Source organism: Amycolatopsis sp. EV170708-02-1, from assembly GCF_022479115.1.
Taxonomy (GTDB): Bacteria; Actinomycetota; Actinomycetes; order Mycobacteriales; family Pseudonocardiaceae; genus Amycolatopsis.
The window spans coordinates 1,806,902-1,826,412 of record NZ_CP092497.1 but is presented as its reverse complement, the minus strand read 5'-3'; the positions used below and the strand labels follow the sequence as shown (position 1 = coordinate 1,826,412).

The 19,511-nt window shown below is 69.8% G+C and carries 11 protein-coding genes; 6 read left to right on the top strand and 5 right to left on the bottom strand.

The window, feature by feature from the left end:
• Positions 1-32 precede the first annotated feature (32 nt).
• Genes MJQ72_RS08270 through MJQ72_RS08250 form a run of 5 tightly spaced genes read left to right on the top strand, consistent with a single transcriptional unit; the run spans position 33 to position 5,249 of the window.
• Positions 33-1,703, top strand: a complete 1,671-nt coding sequence (locus MJQ72_RS08270; protein ID WP_240598539.1) for a glycerol-3-phosphate dehydrogenase/oxidase — start codon at positions 33-35, stop codon at positions 1,701-1,703.
• Complete coding sequence (locus MJQ72_RS08265; protein WP_240598538.1) at positions 1,700-3,262, top strand: FAD-binding oxidoreductase; 1,563 nt, start codon at positions 1,700-1,702, stop codon at positions 3,260-3,262. Before MJQ72_RS08270 ends, MJQ72_RS08265 begins: the two co-directional genes overlap by 4 nt.
• An 18-nt stretch (positions 3,263-3,280) precedes the next feature.
• Positions 3,281-3,874 carry a glycerol-3-phosphate responsive antiterminator gene (locus MJQ72_RS08260; RefSeq protein ID WP_240598537.1) on the top strand — a complete coding sequence of 198 codons (594 nt, stop codon included), beginning with the start codon at positions 3,281-3,283 and terminating at the stop codon, positions 3,872-3,874.
• Positions 3,871-4,161 carry a putative quinol monooxygenase gene (locus MJQ72_RS08255; RefSeq protein WP_240598536.1) on the top strand — a complete coding sequence of 97 codons (291 nt, stop codon included), beginning with the start codon at positions 3,871-3,873 and terminating at the stop codon, positions 4,159-4,161. Before MJQ72_RS08260 ends, MJQ72_RS08255 begins: the two co-directional genes overlap by 4 nt.
• Positions 4,158-5,249 carry a zinc-binding dehydrogenase gene (locus tag MJQ72_RS08250; RefSeq protein ID WP_240598535.1) on the top strand — a complete coding sequence of 364 codons (1,092 nt, stop codon included), beginning with the start codon at positions 4,158-4,160 and terminating at the stop codon, positions 5,247-5,249. The genes MJQ72_RS08255 and MJQ72_RS08250 overlap by 4 nt, the downstream gene beginning before the upstream one ends.
• A 352-nt stretch (positions 5,250-5,601) precedes the next feature.
• Here the strand turns inward: MJQ72_RS08250 and MJQ72_RS08245 are convergent, their stop codons facing one another.
• The 4 genes from MJQ72_RS08245 to MJQ72_RS08230 form a co-directional block, all read right to left on the bottom strand.
• On the bottom strand, positions 5,602-16,548 hold the full coding sequence (locus tag MJQ72_RS08245) for a calcium-binding protein (protein ID WP_240598534.1): 10,947 nt from the start codon (positions 16,546-16,548) through the stop codon (positions 5,602-5,604).
• 119 nt (positions 16,549-16,667) lie between these two features.
• Positions 16,668-17,333 carry a helix-turn-helix domain-containing protein gene (locus MJQ72_RS08240; RefSeq protein WP_240598533.1) on the bottom strand — a complete coding sequence of 222 codons (666 nt, stop codon included), beginning with the start codon at positions 17,331-17,333 and terminating at the stop codon, positions 16,668-16,670.
• A gap of 109 nt (positions 17,334-17,442) precedes the next feature.
• Positions 17,443-18,000 (bottom strand): YceI family protein, encoded by a 558-nt coding sequence (locus tag MJQ72_RS08235; protein WP_240598532.1) that lies wholly within the window; start codon positions 17,998-18,000, stop codon positions 17,443-17,445.
• An 88-nt stretch (positions 18,001-18,088) separates the two neighbouring features.
• Positions 18,089-18,439, bottom strand: coding sequence for a helix-turn-helix transcriptional regulator (locus MJQ72_RS08230; protein ID WP_240598531.1), 351 nt, complete (start codon positions 18,437-18,439; stop codon positions 18,089-18,091).
• Positions 18,440-18,492: 53 nt separating this feature from the next.
• Between MJQ72_RS08230 and MJQ72_RS08225 the strand changes: the two genes are divergently transcribed.
• Positions 18,493-19,260 (top strand): SDR family NAD(P)-dependent oxidoreductase, encoded by a 768-nt coding sequence (locus tag MJQ72_RS08225; protein ID WP_240598530.1) that lies wholly within the window; start codon positions 18,493-18,495, stop codon positions 19,258-19,260.
• A 31-nt stretch (positions 19,261-19,291) separates the two neighbouring features.
• Here the strand turns inward: MJQ72_RS08225 and MJQ72_RS08220 are convergent, their stop codons facing one another.
• Positions 19,292-19,486, bottom strand: coding sequence for a hypothetical protein (locus MJQ72_RS08220; protein ID WP_240598529.1), 195 nt, complete (start codon positions 19,484-19,486; stop codon positions 19,292-19,294).
• Positions 19,487-19,511: the final 25 nt, after the last annotated feature.

The following is a 19,511-nucleotide window of genomic DNA, read 5'->3' as shown; positions in this document are numbered from 1 at the left end:
AACCCAGTTCTGAGTGGAGAGGTTCCTCAACGATGTTCACACTGCCGTCCCGGCGGCCGAATGCCGTCGCAGCGGGAGCGACCCCTTCGGCGCCGCTGCGACTGGACCGTCGCAGCGCGCTGACCGGACTCGACGCCGGCGAGTTCGACCTTCTCGTGATCGGCGGCGGGATCACCGGCGCCTACTGCGCGCTGGACGCCGCCGCCCGCGGCCTGTCGGTCGCGCTGGTCGAGCGGGACGACTTCGCGTCCGGGACCTCGTCCAAATCCTCCAAGATGGTGCACGGCGGCCTGCGCTACATCGAGCAGGGCAACCTGGATCTGGTTCGGCATTCCCTGCTGGAACGCCAACGGTTCCGCCGCAACGCCCCGCATCTGGTGCAGCGGCTGCCGTTCCTGTTCCCGATCCTGGCCAAGGACGGGGTGTTCGACGCCCGGATCGCCCGCGCCTTCGAGAGTCTGCTGTGGACCTACGATCTCGCGGGCGGCTGGCGGATCGGCAAGCTGCACCAGCGGCTCACGGTCGACGAAGTGCTGGCGCACGCCCCGACCCTGCGGGCGGACCACCTGCGTGGCGGCCTGATGTACTACGACAGCCGCGCCGACGACGCCCGGCTGACCCTCGCGATCGTGCGCACCGCGGCCCGGCTGGGCGCCGTCGTGGCCAACGGCGCCCAGGTGACCGGCCTCCGCACCACGGGCGGCCGGGTGACCGGCGCGACGGTCGAGGCCGACGGTGAACGGATCGACGTCCGGGCACGGGTGGTCGTCAACGCGACCGGGGTGTGGGCCGACGACGTCGACGGCATGGCCTCCCCCGGGCACCGGCCGCAGGTGCGCCCCGCGAAGGGCGTCCACATCGTGCTGCCCTGGTCGAAGATCCGCAACGACTGCACGGTGACGGTGCCCATCCCGGGCCGCGCGAGGCGGGCGACCTGCACCCGCTGGGGTGACGTCGTCGTCGTGGGAACCACGGACACCGACTACGACGGTCCGACCGACGACGTGCACTGCACTCGCGACGAGATGGAGTTCCTGCTCGAAGGCGCCACGATCGCCTTCGACACCAAGCTCGGCCCCGAGGACGTGCTGGGCAGTTACGCGGGTCTGCGGCCGCTGGTCGGCGGCTCCGAAGGGACCACACTCGACATGCGGCGCGATCACCACATCACCGTCGCCTCGGGCATGGTCACCGTGACCGGCGGCAAACTCACCACGAGCAGGCATATGGGCGAACTCGTCGTGGACGAGGCGCTCGGGCTGCTGGGGCGCAAGGCCCGCTGCCGCACCAAGAACCTGCCCCTGCTCGGCGGCGCCGGCTACGACGCCGAGGCCACCGCGGCGACCGGCGGGATCGCCGCGCACCTCGGCGGCCGCTATGGGACCGAAGCCCGTTTCGTGAGCGCGCTCGTCGACGAGGACCCGGCCCTCGGCGAGCCGCTCGTCCCCGGCCAGCCGCACCTCAAGGCCGAGGTGGTGTTCGCGGCCAGGTCGGAGATGGCGCGTTCGGTGGACGACGTGCTGTCCCGGCGCACGCGGCTGCGGCTGTTCGCCAGGGACGCCTCCGTCGAGGCCGCGCCGCTCGTCGGCGAACTGCTCGGTGCCGAACTCGGCCTGCCGCCGGAGACCGTGGCGTCGCAAGTGCAGGACTATCGGGCGGACGTCGCCCGGGAGAAGTCGATTCTGTTGGGAGACAACGCATGATCAGCAGCCAGACCATCGCCCATCCGTTCAACCGGGGGAAGTACGTGGTCGGGGCCCCGACGCCGCCCCGCTGGGGCGACCGGACACCGCCGGGACAGGGTCCCGCGTCGCTGCAGACGACCGTCGTCCCGGTTCCCGCGGCGTTGACCGAGTCCCTGCGAGAGGTCGCGGACGCCGTGCACACCGAGCACGACGAGGTCGTGCTGCGCACCCGCGACTGGTGGGCCGGTTCGATGATCGGCGAGACCGCCGGGAACCCCGCGACGCCGGACGCGGTGATCGCCGAGGTCGGCACGGTGGAACAGGTGCAGGCCGTCGTCCGACTGTGCGGCGAGCACAACGTGCCGCTGACGGTGTCCGCCGGCCGCAGCAACGTGACCGGGGCCGCCCTGCCGGTGCACGGCGGCGTGGTGCTGGACGTCTGCGGGTTGAACCGGATCCTGTCCTTCGACGCGGACTCCCAGATCGTCGACGTGCAGGCCGGGATGTTCGGCGACCTGTTCGAGACCGAGCTGCAGAAGACGCACGGCGCCACCACCGGGCACTGGCCGTCCGCGTTCGCACTGTCCACTGTGGGCGGTTGGGTGGCCTGCCGCGGGGCGGGCCAGCTCTCCACCCGCTACGGCAAGATCGAGGACATGGTCGTCGGCCTCGACGTCGTGCTCGCCGACGGCACGCTCGCCCGCTTCGGCGACTATCCGCGCGCCGCCACCGGCCCCGACCTGCGCCAGCTGTTCGTCGGCTCGGAGGGCACGCTCGGCGTGATCACCGCCGTGCGCCTGCGCACGCACCCGCTGCCCGGCTACGCCAAGGCCGTCGCCTACGGCTTCGAAACCTTCGCCGAAGGGCTGGAGGCGTGCCGTCTGATCATGCAACGCGGGGCGACCCCGGCCGCGATGCGGCTCTACGACAAGCTGGAGAGCGGGACCCATTTCGGCCTGCCGGACACCAACCTGCTGCTGATCGCCGACGAAGGCGACCCGGTGCTGGTCGACGCGATGCTCCGCGTGAGCTCCGAGGTCTGCGCCGCGACCGGGTCCGAACTGGACGGTCCGGCCGTCTTCGAACGCTGGCTGGACGAACGGATGATCGTCGGCAAGTCCGCCGACGGGTTCACCCCCGGCCCCGGCTTCGTCGCCGACACACTCGAAATGGCGGGCGCGTGGTCGGCCCTGCCCACGATCTACGACGAGGTCGTGGCCGCGATCGAGGCCGTCCCCGGCACCTTGGCCGCGTCCGCCCACCAGTCCCACGCCTACACCGACGGCGCGTGCCTGTACTTCTCGCTCCGCGGCGACGTGGAACCGGAGAAGCGGCGGCACTGGTACCGCTCGGCATGGGACGCGGCCAACGCCGTGCTGGTGCGCCACGGCGCCGCCCTGAGCCACCACCACGGTTCCGGTCTGCTCCGGGGACCGTATCTCGCGGACACGCTCGGCTCCGGGTTCGGCACGTTCGTCGCCGTGAAGCGGGCGCTCGATCCGCGGGGCCTGCTCAACCCCGGCAAGCTCGGGCTGCCCAGTGACCTCGGGCCGAATCCCCTTGACTCCGCGAGCTGATCGACCACTGTGGACCGTATGAACGAGAGGATCACGGCGGCGTTCGCGGACGTCCCAGTGTGCGCGTCGGTGGTCGGCACCGCCAAGGTGGGCGACTTCGCGAACGCGGCGTCCCGCGTCGGCATCCTGGCGTCCGTCCCGGTCGGGCAGCTGGCCAAGATCGTCCCGGTGCTCACCGGGCTGGAGAAGATCCTGTTCGTGAACATCGACTCCTGCCCGGGACTGGCCACCGATCGCGGCGGCGTGGACTTCCTCCAGGAGATCGGGGCGACCGGGGTGGTCAGCACCCGGGTCGCCCCGATCGAACGGGCACGCGCGGTGTCGATGCTGACCATGCACAAGGTGTTCGTCACCGACCGGTCCAACCTGAACCGCAGCCTCGAAGCGGTGAAACGCAGCCGCCCGGACCTGGTGGAGCTGATGCCCGCGCCGATCATCCCGTGGATGTCGGCTCAGGCCCGCGAGGTCATGTCGCCGTTCGTGGCGGCCGGTTTCGTCACCGACCGGGCCGGGGTGGCCCATTCACTCGCGATGGGCGCACTGGCCGCCGCGTCGTCCGATTCGGGGCTGTGGTCGCTGACCCGGTCCCAGCTAAGCGCAGGAGAGAAATGAGCTTCGTCGTGGTGGCGAGGTACGTGACCGCGTACCGGGACCGCGTCCTCGAACTGCTGGAGCCGATGGCCGGCGCTTCCCGGCGCGAACCCGGCTGCCTCCGGTACACCGTCCACACCGGAACCGAGGACGGAATCGTGGTGATCGTCGAGGAGTACGAGTCCGAACAGGACTTCACCGACCACTGCGCGTCGGAACATTTCCAGCGGATCGTGCTCGGCGAGGTGGTACCACTGCTGTCCGAACGGCAGGTCACCACCTGCGTCCCGGCCGGGAGCGAGCGGTGACGCCGGTGCGCGGCGCGGTGCTCCGCGAAGTCGGCCGCCCACTGGAGATCGAGACCCTGACGCTGGACCAGCCGGGGCCCGGTGAACTGCTCGTCCGGGTGCGGGCGGCCGGGCTCTGCCACTCGGATCTGTCGGTGATCGACGGCAGCAGACCCCGCCCGCTGCCGATGGTCCTGGGGCACGAGGCCGCGGGCGAGGTCGTGGAGCCGGGACCGGGCACCGGCTTCACGACGGGGCAACATGTGGTGTTGTCCTTCGTGCCCTCCTGCGGGGACTGCCGCCCGTGCCTCAGCGGACGTCCCGCCCTGTGCGCCCCGGCGGCCGAGGCCAACCGGAACGGCACCTTGCTCGGTGGTGGCATCCGCTGGTCCGCGCCCGGCGGACGGCCAGGGCATCACCTGGGCGTGTCCGCCTTCGCCGAGCACATCGTGGTCTCGGAGCGTTCGGTGGTCGCCGTCGACGAGACGCTCCCGTTCGACGTCGCGGCCCTGTTCGGCTGCGCCGTGCTCACCGGCGCCGGTGCCGTCTTCAACGCGACCGACGTGCGTCCGGGCGACAGCGTCGTCGTGTTCGGACTCGGCGGTGTCGGACTGGCGGCGCTGCTCACCGCCAAAGCCGCCGGCGCGGCCACGCTGCTGGCCGTCGACGTCGTCGCGGAGAAACGTGAGCTGGCGCTCTCCCTCGGCGCCACGCACGCGCTCGACGGCGACGTCGAGGCGATCAAGGACCTCACCGGCGGCGGCGCCGACCACGCGATCGACACGACCGGCGTGGTGGCGGCCCTGCAGCAGGCGTACCGGGCGACGCGACCGGGCGGCACCACCGTCACCGTCGGGCTGCCCGACCCCGCCGCCGAAGTCGCGCTCCCCGCGCAAAGGCTGGTGGCGGAGGAGAAGACGCTCCGCGGCAGCTACCTCGGCTCCTGTGTCCCCCGGCGCGACATCCCGCGGTTCATCGCCCTGTACCGGTCCGGGCTGCTGCCCGTGGAGGCGTTGCTGACGCACCGGATCGGGCTGGAGGAGATCAACACGGGATTCGACCGGCTGCGGCGTGGTGCCGCGGTCCGGCAGGTGGTCACCTTCTCCTGAGGGTGAGTGACTCCGTTCGGCGTTGCGAAAGTAGCTTTCGCAATACGCCCTGCGCCGATGTCGGCGAGTGGGGAGGATTTGGGACGTCCAGTGTCCCCAATCCTCCCCACTCGACGGCGGACCGGGGTATGAGCTTGATCAACGGAAGATCAGGGACGTTGAGTGTCCCCGATCTTCCGTTGATCAAGCTCCCAGACCCGAGCGGCCCTCGCCGATTCCCACATCGTCACCGCCAGGCACGCCAAACCTCGCGCCGGCCAGGCGATTCGAGCGTGGAGGATTTAGGACACTCAACGTCCCAAATCCTCCACAGCGGGCAAGCCTCCTCCTCACCGATCAGATCGCAACGACCTCACGGTGCGCACGCGTTCGGGTTGTCGAAATGGCCCGGCGTGGTCGGGAACGCCGGTCCCGTGCCGTGGTCCTTCATATCCGGCTGGTACACCAGCGCCAGCTCGTCGTACGCCGACGTGCCCTCCGTGGTCACGTCCCCGGCCACCTGACCGGCGCCCAGCGAGTACGCCCACCGCTGCAGGAACTCCTGATGCGTCGGACTGTGCTGCCGGACGTCGTTGTAGCCGCCGTAGGCCGCGTTGCAGTGCGTGTAGAGGTTGTACGCACCGCCCCAGTCGAGCAACCGGTCACCGAGGTTCGGCCCGTTGTCGGCGACATCGGCCTGCAGCACGTCGCGGTCCCAGCCACCGTAGATCCAGTCGATGCCCTGGTGGTGCTGGTTGTCCGCGACATCGGCGTTGTCGAGGTTCGTCATCTCGAACCACGAGCACGGGTCGACGGTGACCGCGTTCTTGCCGTTGCCGAAGGTCTGCGGCCACGGGTTCGCGGTGCAGGTCGTCTGCCCCGGTGCGCCGTAGGTGCCACGCGGGCGCCAGTCGAGGATGTCCGAACCCAGCGCGCCGGTGTCCGGGTCGACCGACGGTCCGGACGTCGCGCCCTTGCCGCCGATGAGGTGGTCGACGAGTGAATCGTTGACACCCCGATCGTTCGGGTTGGCCGGGTCGGTGCCGCCCTTGCCGCCCCACAGCACGTCCGCGCCGTCGTCGCCGAAGACGATGTCACCGCCCGAGTCCCCGTTGGCCAGGTCGTCGCCGAAGCCGCCGTGGATCGAGTCGTGGTCGTCGCCGCCGCGGATGCGGTCGTCACCGCCTTCGAGGTCGCCGCGGTGCGGCATCGCCGGGGCGTTGCCGGGTGCGGCGAAGGCGTCGCCGTTGACGTCGTGCTGCAGATCGACCTGCCGCGTGACCGAGCCTGCCAGGAAGCCCTCGTAGTGGATCGCGGGCACCTGAGGATTGTCGATCACGAAGTGGTTCGACCCGTTCTGGAACACGTCCACGACGCCGCCGCGGTCACCGACCATGGCGTCTTCGCCGCCGGTGCCCCACATCCGGTCCCCGCCCAGCTCGCCGTACATGTCGTCGGCGCCGTCACCCGGAGCCGTCGTCGTGCCGGTGTCGCCGTACATCAGGTCGTCGCCGTCCTGGCCGTACTGGGTGTCCTCCCCCGCGTCGCCCCACAGGTTGTCGCCGCCGGAGGCGCCGAGTGCCTCGCAGGTGGCCTGCGTGGTGGTGCAGAAGCGCGTCGGTGCGCCGTTGACGCCGTGGCGGACGAACGCCGCACCGGCGGGCGGAGACTCCGAGTAGCGCTTCGCGTAGATCCGGTTCGTCAGCGGCAGCGAGACCTTCGACAGGTCGTCGCCGAGCGCCACCGGTTTGCCGGTCTGGTCCACGATCTCCCGCACCGCGGTGCCGTTGTCGCCGAGGATGAAGTCGGCGGCGCCGTCACCGTGCACGTCGTCGGCCGTGTCGCGGAAGACCTCCAGCGAGCTGCCGCCGATCAGGTCGTCCTGGCCGTTCGGCGCGGAGACGTCACCGAGGTCGTCCGACGCCGCGCCCGGCCACGCCGGCTCCGGCGGGGTGATCGCGATCCCGGCCTCCGCGAGGGTGCGGTCGCCGAACATCGTGTCGTGCCCGCCGTTGCCCTCGGCGTAGTCGTCGTGCGCGCCACCGGAGATCTGGTCGTCGCCGTCCTGGCCGAACATCACGTCGACGCCGCCGCCACCGGACAGCTGATCCCCGCCCGCCACCGAACGTGCCGGCGCGCCGAGGAATCCGTTGCTCCACGAGAGATCCAGCAGCCGCAGCGAGCGCTGCGTCTCGAACGTCCCGTTGCTGCCCACGCGCAGCAGGTACGGCGAAGGCGGCGCGATCCGGTCGGTGATCGCGTTGTCGCCGAGTACCACGTCGTCGCCCGTGCCACCGAAGACCACGTCGGCAGTGTCCGGCTGGCCCTGGGTGGTCAGCGCGGTGTCGTCGCCGTGGATCGTCGAGCTGCCGCCGACGAGGTCGTCGTCGCCGTTGTTGCCTTCGATCCAGTCCCGGCCTGGGCCGCCTTCGGCGTGGTCGCCGTCGTTGCCGCCCTTGATCCGGTCGTTCCCGGACTGGCCGAGGATCGCGTCGCACCCGTTGTCCCCGGTGATGTCGTCGCCGCCGGAGGTGTTCGGCACCGGCGTGTCACCGAGGTCGTACAGCTGGATGCTGCGCTGTGTCATCGGGAGCGCGCCGGGCAGGTCCGTGTCGAACCGGCCCTGGGTGATCGGGCTCTTCGGGATGCCCGCGTCTCTGGTCACGAGCGCGTTGTCGCCGGTGATCACGTCCGCGTCCTCGCCGCCGGAGATGGTGTCCCCGGTGTCGAGCTGGCCGACGGTGCCCTGGCCGCCGCCCATCTCCACGGCGGAGGAACCGCCGACGAGATCGTCCTGTCCGGAGTCGCCGAACAGTTTGTCGGCGTCCTGGTCGCCTTCCACGTAGTCGTCCCCGGCGTCGCCGTGCACGGTGTCCATCCCGGACTGCGCGTAGACGACGTCCGTGGCGTTGCCGCCGGAAATGGTGTCGCCGCCGGCGTTCGCCGGGTTCGGGGCGTGGCCGAGGTCGAACAGCACCACGTGCCTGCCCGCCGTCAGACCGCGGCCACGGGTGACCGGGTCGCCGGAGTCCGCGCCACCCGTACCGGTGATCGTGGCGTTGTCACCGGTGATCACGTCGTCGGCGTCGCCGCCGGAGATCGTGTCACCCGCGTCGGGATAGCCCGCCGCGTTCTTCGCCGCCGGGTCACCGGGCGTCTGGTGGCTGCCGCCGATGATGTCGTCGGCCTCGGTCTCGCCGTTCAGCGTGTCCGCACCGGGGTTGCCTTCGATGCGGTCCGGATCCTTCCCGCCGGAGACGGTGTCGTTCTCCAACCCGCCGTACAGCGCGTCGGTGTCGAGGCCACCGCCGATGGTGTCGTCGCCGCCGAGCGCGGCATCCGCGCTGCTGGCCAGGTCGAACACCGGCCCGCCTGCCGCCGCCGGATCACCGTTGTCACCGATGATCGTGTCGGTGCCGCCGTCGCCGAACAGCTTGTCGCCGTCGTCCGGCTGACCCGGCGCCCGGGTGCCGCCGACGATCACGTCGCCGGCCAGGCCACCGGAGATCCAGTCCTTGCCGTTGTTCCCTTCGATGGTGTCGGGGTCGTCGCCACCGAACATCGTGTCGACGCCGTCGTTGCCGTACAGGGTGTCGGTCCCGGTGTCGCCGTAGACGGCGTCGTCGTCCGAGCCGCCCCAGACCTGGTCCGCGTCGCGGCCGCCGTGCAGGACGTCCTTGCCCTTCTCTCCGCACACCAGATCTTCGTTCGCCTCGGCGTCGACATTGTCGTCACCGCCGCCGGCCCGCACGTTCTCCACCCCGGCGCCGCCGATGACGCGGTCGTTGCCGTCGAGCACGTCGTTCACCGTCTCGTCGACCGGGGTCGACGGAAGTGGCGAACCGGCCTTGCACGGCGTCGTCTGCTTGTCGCCGTACACGTCCGCGCCGCCGTCACCGCCGATGATGTGGTCCCGGCCGAGGCCGCCGACCAGCGTCTTGTGCGACGGGCTCACGCCCTGCGGGAGCGGCGTGTGCGTGACGAAGTAGAGCGGCCCGTAGTCGTCGGTCTTCGCCGGGTCCGGGAAGTCCAACGTGGACGGTTCGGCGATCACGTAGTCGTCGTCCGGCCCACCGTAGAGAGTGTCCGCCCCGAACCCGCCGAACAGGATGTCGTTGCCGCCACCACCGCGGAAGTCGTCCTTCTGCGTCTTCGTCGAGTGGCCGGTCACCCGGTCCTGTCCCTTGCCGCCGAACACCTTGTCGTCACCGGAGCCGGTGTCGACGGTGTTGATCGGCCCACCTGCCGGGCCACCCGTGGTGTTGGCGTCGTCCGAGCCGTAGCCGTCGATGCCGGGGTCGAGCTTGCCCGCGGTGTAGATCTCGTCCGGTCCGGTACCGCCGGCGAAGCGGTCGCTGCCGTCGCCGCCGACGAGGATCGCGCCCGGGGAGACGAAGAGAGATTGCGGAAGCGTCGGCACGTCCTTCAGCGGATCGTCGGCCGCGACACCGAGGGTGTCGTCACCGCCGTTGCCGAACGCCGTCGACTTCGCGAGCCCGACCTTGATCGTGTCGTTGCCGTCGCCGCTCCCGGTCCCGCCCGCCGGATCGGGCAGGATCGCCCAGTTCGGCACGGAGACCGTCGGACCGCCGGTGCCGTCCGCGATCGGGTCGCCACCGTCACGACCGTCGTTCTTCAGCTCCTTCAAGCCGACCGACGTCACCGGAGGCGCGCCGAGGCTCGAGTCACCCGCGACGACGTCCAGGCCGTTGCCGACGGTGATGCTGTCGACGCCGGGGCCGCCCGCGACGCGCGCCTTCGCCTCGTTTCGGACATAGCTCTTCCGGTCCGCGGCGAGCACGGTGCGGTCACCGGTGACGATGGTGTCGTCACCCTTGCCGCCATCGACCCACGAGTTGCCGATACCGGTCTTGATCTGGTCGTTCTTCTCGCCGCCGAACACGATCGCGTCACGGTCGAACTGCGCGGTCGGCGGCGGTGGGCCGTCCTTCGCGGTGTCCTGTTTGGCGTCCCCGATGAACGTCACGCTCATCGGCTTGCCGTAACCGCGGCCGTCCACGACCACCCGCTCGATATTCGCGTTCCGGAACTCGCGCCGGATCCCGAGCATGTCCACGGCCACACCGGTGAACGCCGGGTTCGCCGGGTTCGCGTAGTCGTGCAGCGACGTGATCTTGACGGTGTCCTTCTCCTGGTTGTTCGACTCGTACGGGTCGCCCGCGCCGCCACCGCGCTGGGCGGTGTGACCGAGCGCGGCCGCGTACACCACGAGCGTCTTGCCGTCACCGCTGAGCCCGCCGAGTTTCGGTGGTGGTGGCGTGCAGTTCGGTGTCGCGGTGAAGTCGAGCAGCGTGACGTCGACGATCGTGAAGCTGAACGAAACCGAGAACGGGCCGAAGCCGACCGTCACATACAGCTTGAGGAAGACATAGAGCCGCCCCGACACGGTGAACAGGCATATCGGGTTGTTCAGCGCCGTTTGCAGGAACTCCGTGATCCGGAACTTCCCGTCGTGGTTGGGATCGTTCCACAGGAACGAGACCGTGAGCCCGACCCCGCCTTCGATGCCGACGGTGATGATCACCGCCGTGACGGCCGCCCCGGCGGCGAGTTCGCCGGTGAACGACACCACCGGGATCGGCTTCCCGTTTTCGGTGGTGTAGAAGAACAGGCTCTGCAGGAACGCCTGCCCCACGGTCGACAGGTCGAGTTCGCCGGCGCGGGCGGCTTCGAACGCCTTGCGGATGCCGAAGGTGTCGAAGCCCGCGACGATGCGCAGCGTCACCGACGCCGAGCCGTGCAAGGTGATCACCACCGGCGGCGGCGCGTACACCGGCCCGAACTGCTGACGCCAGTCGAAGCCGAGGCGCAGCGGACCCGAGTCGAATTTGACCAGGTCCACGTCCCCGCCGAGCAGCACGTTGAACAGCGACGCGGGCTTCTCGAACACCGGGAAGCTGAACCCGGCAGCCGACGCCTGGGTGGTCATCGGCCCGACCGACTTCGGGTTGGAGTTCTTGCCGTTGATCGCACCGAGGATCGGGGTGAAGGCGGTGCCGCCACCGGCGTCCTTCTTCGCACTGATCAGGCTCTCGGTGTTGTCCGGGGTCACGGTGGTGTCGAGTGCCTTCTGTCCGCCGAGTTCGAACGACCCGAGCGGGATGAGGCACTTGTCGGTACAGGTCGGGAAATTGTTGATGAAGTTGACGACGCCGGCGATGGTGTCGACGAACTTCAGGTCCGGGCCGCCGGCGATCGTGCTGAACGCCTTGCCGATCGACACCATCGTGACGTCACCGCCGCCCGCCAGATGCGACAGATCCGAAAGCACCGGGATCGGCGCGTACAGCGTCTTGATCACCGGATCGAGCGGACCGGTCACCTGCTTGATCTTGTTCACGATCGGGCCGAGGATCTTGCCGAAGATCTCGCCGCTGTCGATGGCCACCTTGTCGAACGCCAGTGTCAGCGGGGAGTTGCCGCCGTCGGCGCTGTTGGTCCCCGGTTTGACGTTGTTCCACGCCCAGTGCAGCCGGAAGTTCGCCTGGATGCCGGGGAACCCGGCGTCCTCGCCCGGCCGCGCCTTGAGCAGCCAGTTGATGTCCGCGCTCGCGTGCAGCTTGACGTCGGCGAGCCGGTCCAGCCCGGCGTTCTGCAGATCGGTCAGATGCAGCCTGCCGTTGGTCGGGTCGTCCGGCGCCACCAGGTCGATCTTGAACGCGCCGCCGAACAGCGGCAGGACACCCGCGTCGTTCGCCGGGGCGGCCGCGTGGTTGCACTCGTCCTCGCTCTTCTGCTTCGTGCAGTTCTCCGCGGTGATGTTGATGAACGCGAGCTGCGCGTTGATCTTGTTCGGCAGCGTGACGTTCAGCCCGACCGCGAACTCCGGTTGCGCGGAGTCCTTGGTGTCGACGAAGAATCCCTCGCTCCGGCTGATGCCCATGGCCAGATGCAGCCGCCAGCCGAGCTGGACCTCCGGGCCGGCGCCGCCGTCGGCCTTCAACGAGAACCCGGGGATGCCCAGGTCCAGCGGCACGGTCTTCTTGAGGCATTCGTGGCCGGACGGCAGCCCGGCGCAGTTCAGCAGATCACCGCTGAAATCACCTTGGCTGACGTTCAGGCTGATCGTGACCGCGTCGAGGTCGTTGTACGAGCAATCGTGCGGCCGCGGGTTCTCGGCCGGGTTCTCCGGCGCCCCGCCGGTCGAAGCGGCCCCGACGTCGGTGAACTTGGCGTCGGTGACGTCCGCGATCTGCTTGAAGGCACCGCCTTCTTCACGGAACACCAGGTAGCCGGACGCGTTGGTGACCGGTTCCCACGCGATGTCGAGCGAGTCCGTTGTGGACAGTGCCGCCGGGCCGTTGGTGATCTGGCCGGGATCGCTCGCCTTGGCCTGCTTCTTCGCGCCGTCGATCGTCACATACGACGCGACGACATAGCGGTAGGTCTTGTCCGCCGCTGTCGCGCCTTCGTGCAGCTTGACCGTCGGAGCGCCGACGGTGCCCAGCGGCGTCTTGCACAGGGTGTCCACGGTGACCGTGTCCGGGTTCAGGCCCGCGGCGGCGAGCTTCCCGCCGAGTTGGTCGTTGACCCAGCCGCGCACCGCGGCCATGTCGTCGAAGTGGCCGTTCGCCGGCAGCTGGTCCAGCGCGTTGTGGATCGCGGTGCGCAGTTTCCCGATGAAGTCCGCGCCCTGCTGGAGATCGTCACCGAGCAGCGGCAGCTTGCCGCCGAAGCTGGCGGTGTTGAGCGCCTGCTCCACCAGGTTGAGGTAGCTGTCGAGGCCGTCGAGCCTGCCGAAGTCGATCAGCTTGGCCGCGAGCGCGTCCGCCAGCAGCGCCGGATCCGGCGTCTCCAGCCGCGGATGCCCGTCGATCGCCGCGCCGCCGAGGTTGAAGTAGTCGTCGGCCGCGGTCGCCTTGGGCAGGCGCAAGGCGAAGTTGTTCGACTTCGTGTCGTCGGTGATCACCTTGCTGTAGGTCGCACCGCCGTCCTCGCTGATGTACAACGGCAACTTGGCGCACAACGCCAGTGGCGTGCCACCGTCGAGCCCGCAGTCGACCGCGGTACTCCCGGCGTTGATCGTCGGGCCGACCGCGCCGAGGAAGTCGGTGAAGCTGACCGGTGCGCCGGTGCCGCCGCCCTTGGCGAGGTCGATCGAGTAAGACGCCTTCGCGGTCGCCTTGTCCGCCGACTTGGGATCACCGAGCGACACGCTCAGCGGGCCCACCGTGGTCGCGATGGTGGCGTTCTCCACGGTGGCGTCGAGTTTCACGCCGATCTTCGAGTCGTCGAGCACGCGCAGCGCGTTCGCGTCGGCCGGGCCGGCACCCGGCTGCAGCGGTACGACCAGGCCCATCTTGACCTGACCGCCGACGCCGAGGGAGACCGAGCCGTCGCCCTGTACCCCGGCGACCCGCTGGCCGCCGGACGGCAGGCTGAAGTCGAACTGCACAGGCGTGCTGGTGTGGTACGCGCGTTTCCAGTCGAGCCGGATGATCAGCGACGGCGTTCCGCCGGGTTCGGCGTACTCGAACGTCACCGGGACACTGTCCTTGAACCGCGTGTTGATGGTCTGGACGAGCCGTTGCAGGTTGTCGGACGGCGCCGCCTCCAGCAAGGAGATCACGTCGTCCAGTTCGGACCGGATCACGTACGACGTCGACGGAGAGGGCTGGCTGGCCCAAGGTCCGGCCAGGACCAGAGTGTCCGGCGTGACACTGCCGACGATGCCCACCTGGGTGCCGGCCACGACCGTGCGGCCGACGAGCGAGGGCGGGAAGGCGTTGCCCTTTTCGACGGTGCGTGCGGTGTCCTTCACGGAATTCGGGCCGTAGCTCACGGTCGGGCCGGAGCCGGATTGGTCGGCCTTCAACAGATCCTTCAGCGAACGGCCGACCAGGGGGATCTTCGTGCCGAACACCGCCGCGCCCGATGGCGAGGCGTCACTGATCGACGCGTTCAGGGTCTGCAACGTCTTGAGGAGGATCGAGAAGAGGGCCTTCGGGTTGGCCGGGTCGAAGTCGAAATTCACCAGCTCGGACAGGTCGCTCGTGCTGAACTGCGGCCCGTCGGGTCCGGTGAGCTTGGTGAGGTCGTTCCAGGTGAATCCGGCGTGCGCGGAGGCGCCCTTCAGGAAGTCGCCCGTCCCCGGAGCGGTGGCGTCGACGCCACCGGCACCGCGGACCCGCACCTGGAAGTCGAGCAGCGATCCCGGGTCGTGCAGCAACTTGTCCACGACCGCGCCGAAGGTCAGGTCCCCGAGGTCCTTGAACTTCACCTGCGCCATATGGTCGTCCGCGCCCGGTGTCCCGGCACAGTCGGCGCCCGCGTTCGGGTGGCAGACGTGCGCCGCGCCCTTGAGCTGCACCTGGAGGAAGCCGGCGTTGGCGAACAGGTCGATACCCGCGTCCATCGGGAAATCGGCGGTGAACAGCGACGGAGCGCCGGAAGTGCGCAGCAGCACCCGGTCCGGCCCGGTCGGCGTCGCGCCGACCAGTGTCGTGCTGCCGTCCGGGTTCTTCTGCTCGATCGGCGGGTTGTGCACGGTCGGGTTTTGCAGGTCGAGCACGAGGGTGACCGCGGCGTCGTAACTGGGCTTGACCTTCGCGGTGGCGTTGACGGCGTTGGCCTCGCCGACACCGCGACCGCCGGTCTTCAGGTCGTTGCCGAGCTGGACGACGCCGACGTCGCCCTGCATCCCGGAGATCGTGTACGGCGCGTTGGCGGCCGGGATCACCGGCGTCCAGCCCGGCGCCTGGAGGAAGAGCGTGTTGCCGTCGTTGTTCTCGACGGTCGCGCCCGCCGCACCGGCGACGACGCGCCGTCCCGCGAACTCGCCCATCTTCCAGGCCTGGTTCTCGTCCTTGAGGGTGGTCTGCGTGTAGCTGGTCTTGGCCGGGTTGCCCGCCGGTCCGGACGTCGCGGCCGCGGCCGCGTTGAGATCCACGGCCGTCGCCGGTGCCTTGCGGGACAACGTGATCTTGAAGTCGAGCTTGGTCGAACCCGGCGGGAAGTGGACGTCGGAGATGCCGATCTTGGCGCCGCCGGGCAGGTTCGCCGCGGTGTTGAGCTTGTCGAGCATCTGCTGCAGCGACACGAACAGCGGCTCACCCGCCTGTGTCGGGTCCGCCGCGGACTTCGTGTTGTCCTGCAAGAACTTCTTGATCGACTCGTTGAGCTGGATCGCGTCGGCGAGGGTGCCCTTGAGGAACGGCAGATCGAGGTTGCCGATCGGGTTCGCCGCGTCGCCCCATTTCGCGCGCTGGATCGAGGTCAGCGTCGTCGCCAGCTGTGCGAGGCCGGTGGCCAGGTCGCGCGGGGTCATGTTCAGGAACGGGCCGACGGTGCCGATGCCTTCCGGTTTGATCTCCGGGGCCCCGGTGGCGATGTCCGGCCAGCTGAGGCCGATCTTGGCGTCCACCGAGGGAAGCTCCAGCGAGAAGGAGGCGGCAGGTGCGGCGGCCAGGTGCAGCGAGCCGTTCAGCGATCCTGCCGGGCTGGCGAAGCCGAAGCTGACCAGACCGGCCAGCGAACCGTTCTGGGCCAGCTCGCCCGCGGTGCCGTCGTTGTTGACGAACGCCAGCCGCCCGTCGTTGTCCGGGTCGTTGATCGTGGCGGCGAAATGCGCCTTCAGGTCCAGCGAGGTGTCGGTCTCGACGAGCTTCACCCCGAGGACACCGATGGCGGCGTTGACCGCCTTGATGGCGTTCGCGTCGGGGAATCCGGCCGAAGCGTCGACGGTGAACGCCGGCGTCGTTCCGTCGTTGAGGAGGTAGGCCTTGTCGTGTGCCTTGTCCCAGATCAAGGTCAGCTTCACCGTGGTGCCGACGGTGAGCCGCACGCCGCCGGTGGAGGAGAACGCCGACTGCGGGGCGTTGCCGCCCTCCCCGATCGGGACCGGGATGTTCAGCGCCTGGTTCTGCAGTACGCGGGAGACGGTCAGGGTGAGATCGAGTCGCTTGTCCTCGCCGACGGTGCTCAGCGTGGTCTTGAGCGTCCCGGTCCGGTCGGCCGACAACGTGATCGGCTGGTCGATGTCCAGATCGGCGTCGTCGACCGCGGCGGAGAGCTTCTTGGCGCCGGTGTTGAACGCCTCCTGGGCCAGGGTGTCGAACCCGAGCGCGGCGCCGGGGCTGGTCTGCACGGCGGGCAGCGCCTTCGCCAGCTGCCCGATCGTGCCGAGACCCTTGCTCCAGGTGGCGAAGCTGTTCGTGGGCCCGGCCAACGCGTTGACCAGGGTGCCGACCCCGGGGCTCGCCGCCCGTGCGGGAGCCGGGGTGACCACCACACCCATTCCGATCGAGACGACGAACGCCGTCGCCACCGCGAGCCACCTGGAGCCGGTACGTGAGCCCATCGGGCACCTCCCCGTTCACGGGCGCGCGACGACGCGCCGTTCACTCGGAGAAGGCTGACCAACTGTGAAATCCACGTGAAGAGGGTGGTCCGCTCAGCGGACTGGTGACTTCCCGGCCGTCAGTGCGCGGATTCCGTCAACTCGTGACCGGCTTCCAAGGCGGCGGCGTCGACCAGCCGCCGCATCACCGCGAGGTCGTTCGCCGGGATGGCCAGCAGGCCGATCGCGGCCACGATCCGGCCTTCCGGGCATCGGATCGGCGCGGCGGCACCGCGCGCGACACCGCCGAGCAGCACCCCGGCCACCGCCGCCGAGGACGGAAGCACTGTGCCCGGCGAGACGGCGGGCACGCTCGCCGAGTGTCCCGAGACCGCGGCGACGACCACGACGTCTGCCCCGGCCAGCACGCACACCGCGACGTCCGACCTGGTCAGTTTCGCCAGCCGGATCGCCGGTTTCCCCGCGGCGGCGCGGATCCTCGCGTACAGCCGACCCCGGCCCTGGACGAGCCTGCCCGCCAGCGGTCCGACGACGTAGCCGCGGAAAAGCCGTTCGACGGCGCCGATCCCGCACATCTGCTCCAGCAGCCGGTGGGCCGTCGACTTGGGCAGACCAGCCCGGTGAGCCGCCTCGGTCAACCCCAGACCCGCGCCTGCGTCGGCGGCGGCGAGCACTTCGAGCAACGCGAACGCGCCCTCGAGAACCGAGCGACCCGGCACGCGCGCCATCCCCACCGGAAGACTCCCGACGGTGCCGGTCACGCCGCTCAGATCGTCCGTAAGCATCCGTGACCTCCACCGCGGTCCGCCTGCACCGATCGGCTCTTCGTGCCTGGGTTGTCGTCCGCCCGCGACCGGGCGTTACGGCGAACGGCGGTATCGGTCGGAGTCGTGCTCAGCGCACCGGACGACCGTTCTGACGCCTCGCGGCGACGGTCAGCCGCAAGGTCACCTTCGAGCCGACCATGAGCTTGGTGGCGAGATTCTCGTTCACACCCCAGTGGAGGCGGTTGAGCGAAACAGCGCCCGTGAAGCCGGTACGGAGACCGTCCGCGCCAGGCCTGGCGTCGACCAGTTCGACGGCGACGCGGACCGGTTTCGTGACGCCCCGGATGGTCAGGTCGCCGGTGACCTCGAATCCGGTGCCGCCGACATGCCGGACGGCGGTCGAGACGAAGGTGATGACCGGATGTCGTTCCACGTCGAAGAAGGCGGTGCGCAGATGGTCGTCGCGCCGCCGGTTGCCGGTGTGGATGCTCGCGGCCCTGATGGTGAGCCGGACGCTGGACTCGGCCGGATCGTCACCGTCGAGACGGGCGGTGCCGTCGAATTCGTCGAAATGGCCCGGCACCCGGCTCCCCAGGGTGTGCCGGGCGATGAAGGCGAGCGTCGTACCGGTGGCTTCGAGCGAGTAGTCGCCGGTCAGTTCGCCGAGCGGGGTCACGGTCGTCATGCTGGGCTCCTGGCGGGTAAGGGAAGCGTTCTCGGCATTACGACGAAACCGCCCCGCCGGATGTGAGCCGAACGGACCTGGTCCGATGTCACTCGGCTGTGCCCGCGGTCAGCCCTACCCGGTGTCCGACGTTGTCGGTGTCGGCCACGTCCAGCACCACGTCCAGCAGGCCTGGGAACCGGGCCTGGAGGTCATCGCGGCGCAGCGTGACGTAACACCGGGTGCCTTCCTGGCGGGTGCGGGTGATCCCGGCGTCGCGCAGCACTCGCAGGTGATGGCTGAGGGTCGACTTCGCCACCGGCGCCCGCAGTTCGCCCCAGCCGCGTTCCCGGCCGCCGGAAAGCACTCGGACGAGCCCGACCCTGATGGGGTCGCTCAACGCCGCCATGACCGAGACCAGTGTCATCTCGTGGGTGTCCGGATGCCATGCCTGCTTCATACCGGCCATGCTAGCTTGTTCGATGTTCTACGATCATCGAACGAAGGAGCATCATGGCAGCGATGGGCGCGGAAGCGGAGTTCACCGACCGGGTCGTGATCGTCACCGGAGCGGGCTCGGGGATCGGGCGCGCCGCCGCGCTCGCTTTCGCCCGCGCCGGAGCACGCGTGCTCGGCGTCGGTCGCCGCCAGGAAGCCTTGGACGCCACCGCGCGCCGTCACCCTGGTATCGCCGCCTTCGCCGCCGACATCTGCGCCGACGAGGCACCGGATGCCGTCGTGCAGGCGGCGGTCGACCGATGGGGCGGGGTGGACGTCCTGGTGAACAACGCCGGCGCCACCGCCTTGATGCCACTGGCCGAGGCCACCGCGTCCCGCATCGACGAGTTGTTCCGCCTCAACGTCACCGCGCCCAGCCTGCTCGCTCGCGCCGCGCTGCCGCACCTGCGCCGGACCAGCGGGGCGATCGTGAACGTGTCCAGCACCTACGGTCACCGGCCCATGGCCCACGCCGCCCACTACGCCGCCACCAAGAGCGCCCTGGAGCACCTCACACGAAGCTGGGCTCTGGAACTGGCCCCCGACCGGATCAGGGTCAACGCGGTGGCCCCGGGCCCCACCGAAAGCGACGCACTGACCGCGGCCGGGCTCTCGGCGGACATGGTCGACCGGATCAAACACGACGAAGCCGACCGCATCCCGCTGGGACGGCGCGGCGAGCCCGAGGAGGTGGCCACCTGGCTCCTGCGTCTGGCCGACCCCGGCTCCGGATGGCTCACTGGCCAGGTCCTCACCATCGATGGCGGGCTCGAACTGCTCTGAAGACCCTCGACAAAGTTCGCGTAGATGCGAGTCAGGCGAGGTCCTCCCGCGCCCATCCCCGCGAAGCCGTCACGAGCCGCGGCGACCACGACGTCGGCGCGGGCCCGGCGACGCAGTAGATCCGCGCGTGGTCGTAGCGCAACGGGACGGCGCCGACCAGCTCGAGGGCTCCGCTCGATGGATCCTCCAGCGGCGGACGTCTGCCTGGATCTGACCTAGGGTCCATTGATAACCGCTGTTTATCAATAGGC

Coding starts and splice junctions, on each gene's coding strand:
- MJQ72_RS08270 (WP_240598539.1), top strand. CDS start 33: ATGTTCACACTGCCGTCCCGGCGGCCGAATGCCGTCGCAGCGGGAGCG.
- MJQ72_RS08265 (WP_240598538.1), top strand. CDS start 1,700: ATGATCAGCAGCCAGACCATCGCCCATCCGTTCAACCGGGGGAAGTAC.
- MJQ72_RS08260 (WP_240598537.1), top strand. CDS start 3,281: ATGAACGAGAGGATCACGGCGGCGTTCGCGGACGTCCCAGTGTGCGCG.
- MJQ72_RS08255 (WP_240598536.1), top strand. CDS start 3,871: ATGAGCTTCGTCGTGGTGGCGAGGTACGTGACCGCGTACCGGGACCGC.
- MJQ72_RS08245 (WP_240598534.1), bottom strand. CDS start 16,548: ATGGGCTCACGTACCGGCTCCAGGTGGCTCGCGGTGGCGACGGCGTTC.
- MJQ72_RS08240 (WP_240598533.1), bottom strand. CDS start 17,333: ATGCTTACGGACGATCTGAGCGGCGTGACCGGCACCGTCGGGAGTCTT.
- MJQ72_RS08235 (WP_240598532.1), bottom strand. CDS start 18,000: ATGACGACCGTGACCCCGCTCGGCGAACTGACCGGCGACTACTCGCTC.
- MJQ72_RS08230 (WP_240598531.1), bottom strand. CDS start 18,439: ATGAAGCAGGCATGGCATCCGGACACCCACGAGATGACACTGGTCTCG.
- MJQ72_RS08225 (WP_240598530.1), top strand. CDS start 18,493: ATGGCAGCGATGGGCGCGGAAGCGGAGTTCACCGACCGGGTCGTGATC.
- MJQ72_RS08220 (WP_240598529.1), bottom strand. CDS start 19,486: ATGGACCCTAGGTCAGATCCAGGCAGACGTCCGCCGCTGGAGGATCCA.